The organism is Aeromonas sp. FDAARGOS 1414, assembly GCF_019047065.1.
GTDB classification, from domain to species: domain Bacteria; phylum Pseudomonadota; class Gammaproteobacteria; order Enterobacterales; family Aeromonadaceae; genus Aeromonas; species Aeromonas veronii_A.
This window is the reverse complement of record NZ_CP077210.1, coordinates 1,432,030-1,445,370: the sequence shown is the minus strand read 5'-3', so window position 1 is coordinate 1,445,370 and position 13,341 is coordinate 1,432,030. Positions and strand designations below refer to the sequence as shown.

Below are 13,341 nucleotides of genomic sequence, written 5' to 3'. Positions count from 1 at the left end.
TCAATAGTCATGATGCTGAACATTAACGCTTGAAATGGACTTTATCAGGGATATCCAAAGCGCAAACAGAGGAGAAAGCACGGCGTTTTCCTGTAGCAACACTCCCTTCAAAATCCCGTTCACCCGTTCCGCTAGCGCATTATGGTAACAGTCATACCCATCCGCCATCGAGCATTTCACCCCGTACCTTTCATGTAATGACTTATACAAACCCAAGCAATACTGCACCGCCGTCACAGGTTCAGGTACAGCGGGCTGGCAGATAGGTGATATCTGCGACCCAGACCTGCTCCGGTGCTACCGGAGTGACCTGCTCTGGCCCCACCTTGAGCTAGTTGGGATGACGGTAGAAACGGTGAAAACTGTGGGTGGTCTTGTGATACGCCCGTCTGGGTGGCACCAGCAGGCGATGCTCGGTCAATATCTGAAACAGCCTGTCCCGCCCGACCTTGAGCCCGCCATCATCCTGACCCTGCAGCAGATAATGCAGCTTGCGAGTGCCCACCCGCGGTTGTCGCAGTCGAACCTGACGCACGAAGCGCACCACCTGCAATCCCTGTGCATGGCGCTCGTCGGCGACCCGATTGCGCTTGTAGTAAGCCTGCCGGCTTATCCCCAGAAACAGGCAAGCCCTGACAATAGTCAGCCTCTCGACTTGCCGCTGCGAGAGGACTTGCCGGGTCGCTTTTTTACGATGGAGACGCCGTAGTCATTCTTCAGTACATCGACGACGGCCTCAAAGAACTGGGCTTTCTGACTCATCAGCGCCAGCTGTTGCTCGAGTTCCTTGATGCGCTGTTCGGGCGTCTGGTTGTCGGTGATGCTCCTGCCGGCACGTACAGAAGCCCCCTGGCTCCAATCTTGCCGACCATGTTTACGCAACCATACCAGAACGGTGGAGCGGCCCTGAATGCCATAACGCACCTGAGCCTGTTTGTAGGTGAGCTCGCCTTTTTCAATCTGCTCGACCAGCGCCAATTTAAAAGTCAGCGAGTAATCGCGCTGTGTCCGTTTCACACCTTGTCCCATCGGGTTCTCCATTTATTGGGGGGAAGGTGTAAACCATATTCAGGACGGGACAGCGAGAAATAAAAAAGCCACACTGGTTGGTGTGGCTTTGTTTAGGGGTCAACCCGGGTTGCTTAGGGGCGACCGGCCGGGCAGGTGGCCACGTTGACGGCGGCAGTGCTGCCACCATGACGACCTGATGTGCTCACCTCGTTGCGTACCAGCGGCGGGTAGTTAACCGGCTCACGGGCAGGCAGGGCAGGAGCTTCGGCAGGGGTTGCCATCGGCGCGGATGCTTTGCGGGCTCGAGCCAGCAGGCCAGCTCCGTGAGCTACCTGTTTGGTGACGGCCGGAGTCTCTTCCACCGCAACGGCAGCGACAGGAGTCAGGGCTTCGACAACAGCAGCTGGCATTTCGACTGCAACAGGTACAGCTTCCACGACAGGAGTGTTGACTGCAGGGGCTTCTTCAACAACCGGAGCGGTTTCAACCACGGTTGCGGCAGCCACGTCGACAGCCGGAGCGTCGACAGCCGGAGCGTCGACAACGGCAACTTCCGGCTCTGCTGCAACCACGACCTCAGCGACAGCTGCAACAACCGGGCTGGCAGCCACATCGGCTTGAGTTGCTTCGACCTGGGCAGCAGCCTGCTCGGCCGCTTCTTCAGCAACGGCTTCGACAACCACATGCTCGGTCAGTGCCGCAGAGGCTTGCAGAGCAGCAGCGACGGCTTCAGCGCTCGGGATGGTAACAACAGGCACTACCGGCTCTTCAACCTGCGCTTTGGCAATATCTGCCTGGGCTGCGGTGGTCAGAGTGGTGGTATCTTGCTGTTCTTCGTCACGCTGGCTGCGGACATCTTCGTTGATGCGCTTGCGGCGCTGACCTTCGATACGCTGGCTGCGCGGAGTGCGGCGTGAACGGCGCTGGCCTTCACTCTGCTCTTCCTGCTCGTTACCCACGGTGGCATCGATCACTTCAGCTTGCGCTGGTACTTCGTCAATCGGCAGGGCAGGGGTGTCAGCAGCGGCGACATCGACGCGGATCTGCTTGCGCAGTTGGCGACGTTCGCGGCGCTCGGCCACTTTCTGCTCTTTCTCCTGACGTGGCTGGACGGCAGTTGCATCAACGCCGTCTACCGCTTCAACAACGACTTCGGCGCGCGGCTCACGGGGAGCACGAGGTTCACGGGCTGGACGTGGCGCACGTTCCTGGCGCGGCTCGCGAGGTTCGCGCTCCTGACGGGGTTCACGTTCCATGCGCTGTTCGCTACGCACCTCACCACGGGCTTCACGCTCCTGACGAGGCTCGCGCTCTTTGCGGGGACGGCGATTGCGGTTTTCACCGGCTTCGCGGTTGCCACCTTCACGCTTCTCGCCAGCTTCCGCATTGTTGCGGTTGCCACGATTGTCGTCACGACGGGGACGCTGACCACGGCCACGACCTTCTTCGCGCTGGTGGCGTTGACCTTCATCCTTGCGTGCTTCACGAGCAGCAGGTTTCTCGGCGGGCGCTTTCACGTCGGCAGGGGCTGCATCGCTGCTGAACAGGCCGGTAATGCCTTTGATCAGCTTGCTGAAGAAACCGGCTTCGGCAGGGGCCGCAGCAACGGGAGCCGCTGGCTGTTGCGGTGCAACAGGGGCTGGTTGTGCCGGTTGGGCAAAGCCTTGCAGCAGCGGTTGCTCGCGCTCGATCACCTGAGCTTGCTTCGGTTGGTAGACCGGCTTGGCAATCTCGGTTTTCAGCTCGTAGCTGGCTGCTTCCGGGATCTCGTTCTGACGAATGCGGGTTACTTCGTAGTGCGGGGTTTCCAGATGCTGGTTCGGAATGATGTAAACACGCACATCATTGCGCTGCTCCAGACTGGCGATGGCGGCACGCTTCTCGTTAAGCAGATAGGCGGCAACATCCACCGGCACCTGGCCGTGAACCTGCTCGGTGTTGTCCTTCATGGCCTCTTCTTCGATGAGACGCAGGATGGACAAGGCGAGAGATTCGTTGTCACGGATCACGCCTTGACCCTGGCAACGGGGGCAGATATGGCTGCTGGATTCGTTGAGGGAAGGGCGCAGACGCTGGCGAGACATCTCCAGCAGACCGAAACGGGAGATCCGGCCCAGCTGGATGCGGGCACGATCCTGATGAACCGCTTCACGCAGACGGTTTTCCACTTCGCGCTGATGGCGAACCGGGGTCATGTCGATGAAGTCGATAACGATCAGTCCCCCTAAGTCGCGCAGACGCAATTGACGGGCAATTTCGTCGGCCGCTTCCAGGTTGGTTTGCAGCGCCGTCTCTTCGATATCGCCGCCCTTGGTGGCGCGGGAGGAGTTGATATCGATGGAGGTCAGTGCTTCGGTCGGATCGATAACGATGCTGCCGCCGGAGGGGAGGCGCACTTCACGCTGGAAAGCTGATTCAATCTGGCTCTCAATCTGGAAGTGGTTGAACAGGGCAACCTCACCCTTGTACAGCTTTACACGGTTGAGGAAATCGGGACGTACCAGCTCGATATGAGCCTTGGCGCGTTCGAAAATCACCGGATTGTCGATCAGGATCTCGCCCACATCGCGACGCAGATAGTCACGGATGGCACGCACGATGACGTTGCTTTCCTGGTGGATCAGCACCGGCGCGGCGCGCTCCTGAGAGGCCTTGTGGATGGAGTCCCAGTGGTTGAGCAGAACGTTCAGATCCCACTCCAGCTCTTCTGGCGACTTGCCCACACCTGCGGTACGTACGATCAGGCCCATGCCTTCCGGCACGGTCAATCCGCTCAGGGCTTCTTTCAGTTCAGTCCGCTCATCACCCTCGATACGGCGGGAGATACCACCGGCACGGGGGTTGTTGGGCATCAGTACCAGGTAGCTACCTGCCAGGCTGATAAAGGTGGTGAGGGCTGCACCCTTGGTGCCACGCTCTTCCTTGTCGATCTGGACGATAACTTCCTGACCTTCGCGAACCACTTCTTTGATGTTGGGACGACCCTGATAGGAGTAACCGGAGGGGAAGTAATTGCGGGCGATCTCCTTCAACGGCAGGAAACCGTGGCGCTCGGCGCCGTAGTCGACAAAAGCAGCTTCAAGGCTGGGTTCTACGCGGGTGATCTTACCCTTGTAAATGTTCGCTTTCTTCTGCTCGTGTCCCGGACTTTCAATATCCAAATCGTAGAGCTGTTGTCCGTCAACCAGCGCTACGCGCAACTCCTCTTCTTGAGTTGCGTTGATAAGCATTCTTTTCATTGAGTTCTCATTATTGTGTCATTTTGATTTCCTCCATCTGGGTCCTGCCAGCGCCGGCCTCGGGTCTTCAGCATACTGGGGCAACCTCCCGGTTGGGGTATGCATGAGGCGCAAACTAAGGGCGTTCTGGTCATCACTTCTCGAGAAGGAATGAATAAGGATGCCGAAATGGAGACAAATAAACGGTGATGTTTGTGTTCTCCATGCGTTGTACCTCGCACCCGGGAACCGTCATGTTCTTGTATACACGGTGTTTCGGGATTGGGTGGCATACTTTTTGGCCACTTAGTACAAGGCTTGAACACAATGACAAAACCTTGTTTATTATCCCATTTAAACCTCTTTTATAGCAAGGCGCCATTTTTCAACAAACCATGCAGCCAAGGGGCGCTGGCAGTGTTAAAATCCGCGCCATGACACAGATACAACAACAAGTGCAGCTGCTCACCATCGAAGCTGAGCATGACGGGCAGCGCATCGACAATTTTCTCAAGACTCAGCTAAAGGGCGTCCCCAAGAGCCTGATCTATCGCATCCTTCGCAAAGGTGAAGTGCGAGTAAACAAAAAGCGCATCAAACCGGAGTACAAACTCTGCGCAGGTGACGAGGTGCGGGTGCCCCCCGTGCGCGTTGCCGAGAAGAATGAGCTGCCTTCAGCCAACCTCGGTGTTATCCAGCGTCTGGAGAGCCAGATCCTGTTTGAAGACGATGCCATGATCGTGCTGAACAAGCCCTCCGGCATGGCAGTACACGGTGGCAGCGGCTTGAGTTTTGGCGTTATTGAGGGGCTGCGCGCCCTGCGTCCGGAAGCCCGCTTCCTCGAACTGGTTCATCGACTGGATCGCGACACCTCTGGGGTATTGCTGGTTGCCAAAAAACGCAGCGCCCTGCGCAGCCTGCATGAACAGTTGCGCGTCAAGACCATGCGCAAGCAGTATCTGGCGCTGGTACGCGGCAAATGGCAGGCTCACGTCAAAGTGGTCAATGCACCGCTGCGCAAGAACGATCTGCAGTCTGGCGAGCGGGTGGTGCGGGTCAGCGCCGATGGCAAGCCCTCGGAGACCCGCTTTCGCATCGTGCGTCAATTCGCCGAAGCGACCCTGGTCGAGTGCAGCCCCATCACCGGTCGTACCCACCAGATCCGCGTGCACACCCTGCATGCCGGTCATCCGATCGCCTGTGACGATAAGTACGGTGAAGCGGCGTTTGACGAGAAAATGCGCAGCCAAGGTCTGAAACGGCTCTTTTTGCATGCCTGGAAGCTCAGCTTCACCCATCCGGCCGATGGTCGCGAAATGCAGGTAGAAGCGCCGCTGGCACCTGAGCTCGACAACTTCCTCAACGGCTTGCCACGCTGATGCAGGATATCCGGCTCGCCATTTTCGATTGGGACGGCACCCTGATGGATTCGGTAGGCCGGATTGTTGCCTGTGTGCAAGGGGCCGCCAGAGATTGTGAGCTGGCGGTACCTGCTCCAGCCCAGATCCGGCAGATCATCGGATTGAGCCTTGATGTCGCCATGTCCCGTCTGTTCCCTTTAAGTAGTGGCAGTGGCAGTGGCAGTGGCAGTGGCAGTGGCAGTGGCAGTGGCAGTGGTAGTGCCTTTGATGAGCGCCAGATTGCCGCACTCATCGATCGCTATCGTCATCACTATCTGCACGATGCCACCCCCAGCCCGCTGTTTGCCGGGGCAGGGGAGTTGCTGCATGATTGGCGGTCACGAGGGCTGCAACTGGCCGTCGCGACCGGCAAATCACGCCGTGGGCTGGATCGGGTATTGGATGAGACCGGACTGCGCCCGTTGTTTGTAACCAGTCGCGGGGCCGATGAGGCTCGCTCCAAGCCTGATCCGCAGATGCTTGAGCAGATCCTGGATGAGCTGGGGCTGTCAACCCGGCAGGCGGTAATGATCGGCGACTCTGTTCACGATATGGCGATGGCTGAGGCGATCGCCATGCCGCGTATTGGTGTCACCTGGGGGGTGGATAGCCGCGATGCCCTCCGTCGTCACGGGCCAGTGGCGGTGGTGGATTCTATGGCGGCTCTTCGCGGGCTGTTATAGATGCCTCTCTTTAAGAGACATCAATCTGATTGATAACAGAAGCCCGGTGTATTGATCGGGCTTTTTATATCCTCGATCTAGCTTATCTATTCGTCTCGTCCGCAATCAGGGCAGGGCAATACCGTGGCGCTCCAGCAGTTCGATCAGGCCGATCAGTGGCAGACCGATCAAGGCGTTAGGATCGCGCCCTTCCAGCCCCTTGAACAGTACGATGCCCATACCTTCGCATTTGAAGCTGCCAGCACAATCGAGGGGCAGTTCAGCCTCTACATAGCGGCGAATGGCGGCTTCGTCGAGATCGCGAAAGTGAACCGTAAACGGTTCAATCAATTGATGAATCTCATTGGTTGCAGCGTTAAGTACGCACAGGCCGGTGTAAAAGGTGACGCTGCGCCCCTGAGCCGCCATCAGCTGTGCTATGGCATTGTCTATGGTGCCCGGTTTGCCGAGGATGTGGCCATTGCAGACACACACCTGATCAGAGCCGATGATCAAGCCGTGATCACGATATTGGGCGATGGCATCAGCCTTGGCACGAGCCAGTCTGGCCACCAGCGCCTCGGCGTATTCGCCAGCCAGCGGTCGCTCATCCACATCGGGGGCGGCACATTCAAAGGGGAGACCAAGCTTCTCCAGCAGGGCTTTGCGATAGCGAGAAGTTGAGGCGAGGATCAGATTCTGTGGCATAATCGAGTTACCGATGAAAGCAGGTACCGGCATTCTAGGGACTTGTGACGTTAAAATCATCGGCGGTAAGGACTTTTTCCTTTGACTATCAGTTGTTGGACCTATATTATTCGCGCCCTATGCAAAAGGTGAAGTTGCCCGTTAAGGTTGATCCAGTCCGTAGTGCCTTGAAGCTGCTCGACTATGTCGGGATAGTGGAAAAGTCGCAGATGCCCAGGCTGGAGGAATCAACCGCTGGCTTGCAGAGTGATATCGATGTATCACTGCACTTTGGCAAAGATGTCCAGAAGTTGACCGTTATGAAAGGCACTGCCCATGCCAAGGTTGACCTGGTTTGCCAACGTTGCGGAGAGACATTCGAACACCTCTGTGAAGCTGAATTTATCTACACTCCGCTGTTCGAAAGAACAAACGAGGAAGAACTGCCGGAAGCTTATGAGCCCATTGAGTTGGACGAAAACGGCGAGATAGATCTTCATCAAATCCTGGAGGATGAGCTCATCCTCTCGTTGCCTCAAGTCGCAATGCATTCTCTGGATGCATGCCCGAGAGGAAACATGGAGATGACTTGGGGTGAAATCGAACCTGCTGATGAGCGGCCGAATCCCTTTGCAGTTCTTGAAGAGCTTAAACGTAAGTGAATTTAGGAGTTAGCCTACAATGGCCGTACAACAGAACCGTAAAACCCGTGCCAAGCGTGGCATGCGTCGTTCCCACGATGCGCTGACCACCGCTGCCCTGACTGTTGATCAGACCAGTGGCGAAATTCATCGTCGTCACCACGTGACTGCCGATGGTTTCTACCGCGGTAAAAAGGTAATCGCTTAAGGATTGCCTTTGTCTACGCAAACTGTCGCGCTAGACATCATGGGGGGAGATATTGGCCCCTCGGAAACAGTGCCTGCCGCCGTGCAGGCACTGTCTCTTTTACCCCAGCTAAAACTGATCCTGGTCGGCGACCAGCACCAGACCTCCTCTCTGCTGCAGCAACATGGCTTGCTGAATCATCCCCGAGTCCGTTTCGTACATGCATCCCAAGTGGTTGGCATGGGCGATAAACCGATCGTGGCGCTGCGTACTCTGAAAGACTCCTCCATGCGGGTGGTACTCAATCTAGTGAAAGCCGGTGAGGCCGATGCCTGCGTCAGTGCCGGCAACACAGGTGCGTTGATGGCGATGGCCAAGTGCGTGCTCAAATCCCTGCCCGGGGTAGACAGACCTGCCCTTATCAAGGCGCTGCCGACATTGAGCGGCAAACGTACCGTGATGCTGGATCTAGGCGCCAACGTCAGTTGCGATGCGGATACCTTGCTGCAGTTTGCGGTGATGGGCTCCGTCGTGGCCGAAAAGGTAGAAGGCATTACATCACCCCGTGTTGCTTTGCTCAACATCGGCGAGGAGGAGATCAAGGGCAACGATCTGGTGCGCCACAGCGCCGAATTGTTGCGTCAGTGCCACGCACTCAATTATGTCGGGTTCGTCGAAGGGGATCGTATCTTCAGCGGCGATAGCGACGTGATCGTCTGCGACGGTTTTGTCGGCAATGTCGCCCTCAAGACGGCAGAAGGGGTGGTGCGGATGATGGCCCAGCTGGCCGGATATCCCCGCAAGAAACGCACTTTTCTTGGCCGGATCGCCGGATTTATGTTCAAACGACGTTTTTCTTACCTGAACCCCGACCAGTATAACGGAGCAAGTCTGTTAGGATTGCGCGGCATTGTGGTAAAAAGTCATGGGCGGGCCGAACGGCGCGCTCTGTGTAATGCGATCCTGCTGGCCGCACAAGAGGCCAAACATCAACTTCCACTGCAAATAGCAGATCGCCTTGAAGCTGTCTTCTCTGACAGGGATCTATAAGAACTCTATGCATAGCAAAATTCTGGGTACTGGCAGCTACCTGCCGAGTTCAGTGCGTACCAACGCCGATCTCGAGCAGATGGTTGAGACCAGTGATGAGTGGATCGTGGAACGTACCGGTATCCGTGAGCGCCGTATTGCCGGGGCTGACGAAACCGTTGCCACCCTCTCTTACCAGGCCGCCCTGCGCGCCCTGGATGCAGCCGGTCTGACCGCTGCCGATCTCGATATGATAGTGCTGGCCACTACCAGTGCTGAAAATGCCTTCCCGGCTGCCGCCTGCGAACTGCAGGGGCTGCTCGGCGTTCCGGGCATTCCTGCCTTTGACGTGGCTGCTGCTTGCGCAGGCTTCACTTATGCGCTCTCCATTGCTGATCAGTTCGTCAAATCCGGCGCAGCCCGCCATGTGCTGGTCGTTGGGGCCGATGTGCTCTCCCGCATGTGCGATCCGCAAGATCGCGGCACCATCATCCTGTTTGGTGATGGGGCAGGGGCTGTGATTGTCGGTGCCAGCGAGACGCCGGGCATTCTCTCTACCCATCTTCATGCCGATGGCCGTTATGGCGATCTGCTCAAGCTGCCGCAACCCCGTCGCGGCATGCCAGGGGCCGAGCTCGAAGCCTACATGTACATGAAGGGCAACGATGTCTTCAAGGTCGCGGTCACCCGTTTGAGCGAGATCGTAACCGAAACGTTGGCCGCTGCTGGCATCGAGCCGAGCGAGCTGGATTGGCTGGTGCCACATCAGGCCAACTTCCGCATCATCAGCGCCACTGCCAAGAAGCTCGGCATGAGCCTCGATAAGGTGGTGTTGACCCTCGACAAACACGGCAATACCTCCGCTGCTTCCGTCCCCATCGCCTTCGATGAAGGGGTTCGGGATGGCCGGATCAAACCGGGTCAGCTGGTACTGCTGGAGGCCTTTGGCGGCGGTTTTTCCTGGGGCTCGGCGCTGGTTCGCCTCTGATCTTCGGCGGGATGGTGTCTCCATCATCCCGTCACCGATTTCATTTTTGTCTTATCTAAAAGGAATCAATGATGACCCAATTTGCCATTGCCTTCCCGGGACAAGGTTCCCAGTCCGTTGGCATGCTGGCCGAGCTGGCCGAACAACATGCCGTGATCAAGGAGACCTTCGCCGAGGCGAGTCAGGTGCTGGGTTATGACCTGTTTGCCCTGGTGATGGATGGTCCGGTTGAAGATCTGAACAAAACCTGGCGCACCCAGCCTGCACTGCTGACTGCCTCTGTCGCCCTGTGGCGCCTGTGGCAACAGCTGGGTGGGGCAACCCCTGCCGTCATGGCGGGTCACAGCCTGGGTGAGTATTCCGCGCTGGTTTGCAGCGGTGCACTCGATTTTGCCGATGCGGTCAAACTGGTCGAGCTGCGTGGTCTGGCCATGCAGGAAGCGGTACCGGAAGGCACCGGCGCCATGGCGGCCATCATCGGTCTGGATAACGAATCCATCGCCGCCAACTGCGAAAAAGCGGCACAAGGGCAGGTGGTCTCTCCGGTCAACTTCAACTCCCCGGGCCAGGTGGTTATCGCCGGTCACAAAGAGGCCGTTGAGCGAGCCAACGTGCTGATGAAAGAGTCGGGCGCCAAGCGTGCGTTGCCGCTGCCGGTCTCCGTGCCGTCTCACTGCGCGCTGATGAAACCTGCCGCAGAAAAACTGGCAGCTGCGCTGGACGGGATCGAGATCAAGGTTCCAACCATCGCGGTCATCAATAATGTCGACGTATCCTGTGAACAGGATCCGGCCGCCATCAAGCAAGCACTGGTACGTCAGCTGTTCAGCCCGGTTCGTTGGACCGAGACTGTCGAGCGGATGGCCAATGAGGGGGTTACCCTCGAGATCGAGATGGGACCGGGCAAAGTGTTGACCGGGCTCGCCAAGCGCATCGACAAGCGCGTGGAAGGTATTCACGCCAACGATGCCGCCTCTTTCGAGCAGGCGCTGGCCCAGATCAAGTAAACAGGAGCAAGTGATGAGTTTTACCGATAAGGTTGTGTTGGTGACCGGTGCCAGTCGTGGCATCGGCCGTGCGATTGCCGAAACATTCGTGGCCCGTGGCGCGAAAGTGGTCGGTACGGCGACCAGCGAGAGCGGTGCCGAGGCGATCAGCGCCTATCTGGGCGACAATGGTTGCGGCATGGCACTGAACGTGACCAGCCAGGAATCCATCGAAGCCGTCTTCGCCGCCATCAAGGCGCGCTTTGGCGACATCGACATCCTGATCAACAACGCGGGTATCACCCGTGACAACCTGTTGATGCGGATGAAAGATGACGAGTGGAACGAGATCATCGATACCAATCTGACCTCGCTTTACCGTCTGAGCAAACCGGTGTTGCGTGCCATGATGAAGAAACGTCACGGTCGCATCATCAGCATTGGCTCCGTGGTGGGAACCATGGGCAATGCCGGTCAGGTCAACTATGCTGCCGCCAAGGCCGGTCTGGTTGGTTTTACCAAATCGTTGGCGCGGGAAGTGGCATCCCGTGGTATCACAGTGAACGCGGTTGCTCCCGGTTTCATCGAAACCGACATGACCCGTGCCCTGAATGACGATCAACGTGCCGGCATCATGAGTCAGGTGCCTGCCGCCCGTTTGGGTGATCCAAAAGAAATTGCCGCAGCTGTGGTATTCTTGGCTTCTGATGAAGCAGCCTATATCACCGGCGAAACCCTGCATGTTAATGGCGGGATGTACATGGTGTAATCAATTTGTCGTAAGATCTGTTCAAATTTGCGATAGTACGCCGAAGTTTGGCACATTTCGTGGTTTGACCAGCGGCAAGCTACTTGCAAACTCACGTCAATTGAATAAACTACCCCAACCAGACGCAAATAGCGTATTTTTAAAGGAAAATTCAGGTCATGAGCAACATCGAAGAACGCGTAAAGAAAATCATCATCGAACAACTGGGTGTTAAAGAGGAAGACGTTAAGAACGCTGCCTCCTTCGTCGACGACCTGGGCGCTGACTCTTTGGATACCGTTGAACTGGTAATGGCGCTGGAAGAAGAATTCGATACCGAAATTCCTGATGAAGAAGCCGAGAAGATCACCACTGTTCAAGCGGCTATCGACTACATCACCGCTAATCAGGAATAAGTTCCTGTTCTGAAAGAAGCGGCCCAAGGGCCGCTTCTTTTGTATTTGTTCCCTTTCAAAACACCTCTCGGAGACTACCTCAGTGTCAAAACGCAGAGTCGTGGTGACCGGCTTGGGGATGCTTTCCCCGGTGGGTAACACTGCCGAATCCAGCTGGCAAGCACTGCTCAACGGGCAGAGCGGCATTTCCCTTATCGAACATTTTGATGCCAGCGAGTTTGCAACCCGCTTCGCAGGTCTGGTCAAGGATTTCGATCCCGAGCAATACGGCATCAACCGTAAAGACGCTCGCAAGATGGATCTCTTCATTCAATACGGCATCGCAGCCGGTATGCAGGCACTGGATGATTCCGGCCTGACCATCAATGAAGAGAATGCCGAACGTGTCGGCGTGGCGATTGGCTCCGGTATCGGCGGTCTGGGTCTGATTGAACAGAACCACGAAAGCTTGGTCAACGGCGGCCCGCGCAAGATCAGTCCCTTCTTCGTTCCGTCCACCATCATCAATATGGTGTCCGGTCATCTTTCCATCATGAAAGGTCTGCAAGGGCCGAACATCGCCGTGACGACCGCCTGTACCACTGGTACCCATGCCATCGGTATGGCTGGCCGGATGATCGCTTACGGTGATGCCGATGTGATGGTCGCCGGCGGTGCCGAGAAAGCCTCCACCGCGATGGGGATGGGTGGCTTCGCAGCAGCCAAGGCACTCTCCAACCGCAACGACGAGCCGCAAAAAGCGAGCCGTCCGTGGGATAAAGATCGCGATGGTTTCGTGCTGGGTGACGGTGCCGGTGTACTGGTACTGGAAGAGTACGAACACGCCAAGGCCCGTGGCGCCAAGATCTACGCCGAGCTGGTCGGTTTTGGCATGAGCGGTGACGCGTACCACATGACTGCGCCTCCTGCAGATGGCAACGGTGGTGCTCGCGCCATGAAAAATGCTATCAAGGATGCCGGCATTGCTCCCGAGCAGATTGGTTACATCAACGCGCACGGTACCTCCACCCCGCTGGGTGATGTGGCCGAGCTGCGTGGCATGAAGTCGGTGTTTGGTGAGCACGCCAAATCCCTGATGGTGAGCTCTACCAAGTCCATGACCGGTCACCTGTTGGGCGCCGCCGGTGCCATCGAGGCGATCATCACAGTGTTGGCCCTGCGTGATCAGGTGGCTCCGCCCACCATCAACCTGGACAACCCGGATGAAGAGTGCGACTTGGATCTGGTACCCCATGTGGCCAAGCCAGGCAGCTTCGAGTACGCCCTTTCCAACTCGTTTGGTTTTGGCGGCACCAATGGCTCACTGATCTTCAAACGCGTATAATTTGCCGCAGGGCAAAGACACAGGCCCGATACTGCCGGTATCGG

The 13,341-nt window shown here is 57.2% G+C and carries 12 protein-coding genes and 1 pseudogene; 10 read left to right on the top strand and 3 right to left on the bottom strand.

Going from position 1 to position 13,341, the window contains the following annotated elements; translation table 11 throughout:
- Positions 1-93: 93 nt before the first annotated feature.
- Together I6L44_RS06440 and rne are read right to left on the bottom strand one after the other, a co-directional pair.
- A pseudogene (locus I6L44_RS06440) lies at positions 94-1,029 on the bottom strand (IS3 family transposase); the annotation flags it as partial.
- Positions 1,030-1,142: 113 nt separating this feature from the next.
- The gene (gene rne, locus I6L44_RS06435; RefSeq protein ID WP_216953602.1) at positions 1,143-4,250 is read right to left on the bottom strand and encodes a ribonuclease E; all 3,108 of its coding nucleotides are present in this window, start codon (positions 4,248-4,250) and stop codon (positions 1,143-1,145) included.
- Between the two features lie 413 nt (positions 4,251-4,663).
- Between rne and rluC the strand changes: the two genes are divergently transcribed.
- A complete protein-coding gene (gene rluC, locus I6L44_RS06430) occupies positions 4,664-5,608 on the top strand; it encodes a 23S rRNA pseudouridine(955/2504/2580) synthase RluC (RefSeq protein ID WP_005351815.1) in 945 nt (314 codons plus the stop codon).
- Positions 5,608-6,312 (top strand): HAD-IA family hydrolase, encoded by a 705-nt coding sequence (locus I6L44_RS06425; RefSeq protein WP_216953601.1) that lies wholly within the window; start codon positions 5,608-5,610, stop codon positions 6,310-6,312. Before rluC ends, I6L44_RS06425 begins: the two co-directional genes overlap by 1 nt.
- Positions 6,313-6,417: 105 nt before the next feature.
- Here the strand turns inward: I6L44_RS06425 and I6L44_RS06420 are convergent, their stop codons facing one another.
- Positions 6,418-6,999 carry a nucleoside triphosphate pyrophosphatase gene (locus tag I6L44_RS06420; RefSeq protein WP_216953600.1) on the bottom strand — a complete coding sequence of 194 codons (582 nt, stop codon included), beginning with the start codon at positions 6,997-6,999 and terminating at the stop codon, positions 6,418-6,420.
- A 119-nt stretch (positions 7,000-7,118) separates the two neighbouring features.
- Here I6L44_RS06420 and yceD point away from each other — a divergent pair, with 119 nt between their 5' ends.
- From yceD to fabF, 8 genes are all read left to right on the top strand, one after another.
- On the top strand, positions 7,119-7,640 hold the full coding sequence (gene yceD, locus I6L44_RS06415) for a 23S rRNA accumulation protein YceD (protein WP_216953599.1): 522 nt from the start codon (positions 7,119-7,121) through the stop codon (positions 7,638-7,640).
- Positions 7,641-7,659: 19 nt separating this feature from the next.
- Positions 7,660-7,827: a 50S ribosomal protein L32 gene (gene rpmF / locus I6L44_RS06410; RefSeq protein ID WP_005300935.1), complete on the top strand. Its 168-nt coding sequence runs from the start codon at positions 7,660-7,662 to the stop codon at positions 7,825-7,827.
- A 9-nt stretch (positions 7,828-7,836) separates the two neighbouring features.
- Positions 7,837-8,856: a phosphate acyltransferase PlsX gene (plsX, locus tag I6L44_RS06405; protein WP_216953598.1), complete on the top strand. Its 1,020-nt coding sequence runs from the start codon at positions 7,837-7,839 to the stop codon at positions 8,854-8,856.
- A 7-nt stretch (positions 8,857-8,863) separates the two neighbouring features.
- Positions 8,864-9,823: a beta-ketoacyl-ACP synthase III gene (locus I6L44_RS06400; RefSeq protein ID WP_216953597.1), complete on the top strand. Its 960-nt coding sequence runs from the start codon at positions 8,864-8,866 to the stop codon at positions 9,821-9,823.
- Positions 9,824-9,894: 71 nt separating this feature from the next.
- Positions 9,895-10,830, top strand: coding sequence for an ACP S-malonyltransferase (gene fabD, locus I6L44_RS06395; protein ID WP_042083039.1), 936 nt, complete (start codon positions 9,895-9,897; stop codon positions 10,828-10,830).
- Positions 10,831-10,843: 13 nt separating this feature from the next.
- Positions 10,844-11,578, top strand: a complete 735-nt coding sequence (fabG, locus tag I6L44_RS06390; RefSeq protein WP_005351850.1) for a 3-oxoacyl-ACP reductase FabG — start codon at positions 10,844-10,846, stop codon at positions 11,576-11,578.
- A 158-nt stretch (positions 11,579-11,736) separates the two neighbouring features.
- Positions 11,737-11,973: an acyl carrier protein gene (acpP, locus tag I6L44_RS06385; RefSeq protein WP_005300909.1), complete on the top strand. Its 237-nt coding sequence runs from the start codon at positions 11,737-11,739 to the stop codon at positions 11,971-11,973.
- Positions 11,974-12,055: 82 nt separating this feature from the next.
- Positions 12,056-13,297, top strand: coding sequence for a beta-ketoacyl-ACP synthase II (gene fabF, locus I6L44_RS06380; RefSeq protein WP_005333158.1), 1,242 nt, complete (start codon positions 12,056-12,058; stop codon positions 13,295-13,297).
- The last annotated feature ends 44 nt before the right edge of the window (positions 13,298-13,341 follow it).

Excerpts from the sequence above, each read along its gene's own strand:
- rne (WP_216953602.1), bottom strand. The coding sequence starts at position 4,250 with ATGAAAAGAATGCTTATCAACGCAACTCAAGAAGAGGAGTTGCGCGTA.
- rluC (WP_005351815.1), top strand. The coding sequence starts at position 4,664 with ATGACACAGATACAACAACAAGTGCAGCTGCTCACCATCGAAGCTGAG.
- I6L44_RS06425 (WP_216953601.1), top strand. The coding sequence starts at position 5,608 with ATGCAGGATATCCGGCTCGCCATTTTCGATTGGGACGGCACCCTGATG.
- I6L44_RS06420 (WP_216953600.1), bottom strand. The coding sequence starts at position 6,999 with ATGCCACAGAATCTGATCCTCGCCTCAACTTCTCGCTATCGCAAAGCC.
- yceD (WP_216953599.1), top strand. The coding sequence starts at position 7,119 with ATGCAAAAGGTGAAGTTGCCCGTTAAGGTTGATCCAGTCCGTAGTGCC.
- rpmF (WP_005300935.1), top strand. The coding sequence starts at position 7,660 with ATGGCCGTACAACAGAACCGTAAAACCCGTGCCAAGCGTGGCATGCGT.
- I6L44_RS06400 (WP_216953597.1), top strand. The coding sequence starts at position 8,864 with ATGCATAGCAAAATTCTGGGTACTGGCAGCTACCTGCCGAGTTCAGTG.
- fabD (WP_042083039.1), top strand. The coding sequence starts at position 9,895 with ATGACCCAATTTGCCATTGCCTTCCCGGGACAAGGTTCCCAGTCCGTT.
- fabG (WP_005351850.1), top strand. The coding sequence starts at position 10,844 with ATGAGTTTTACCGATAAGGTTGTGTTGGTGACCGGTGCCAGTCGTGGC.
- acpP (WP_005300909.1), top strand. The coding sequence starts at position 11,737 with ATGAGCAACATCGAAGAACGCGTAAAGAAAATCATCATCGAACAACTG.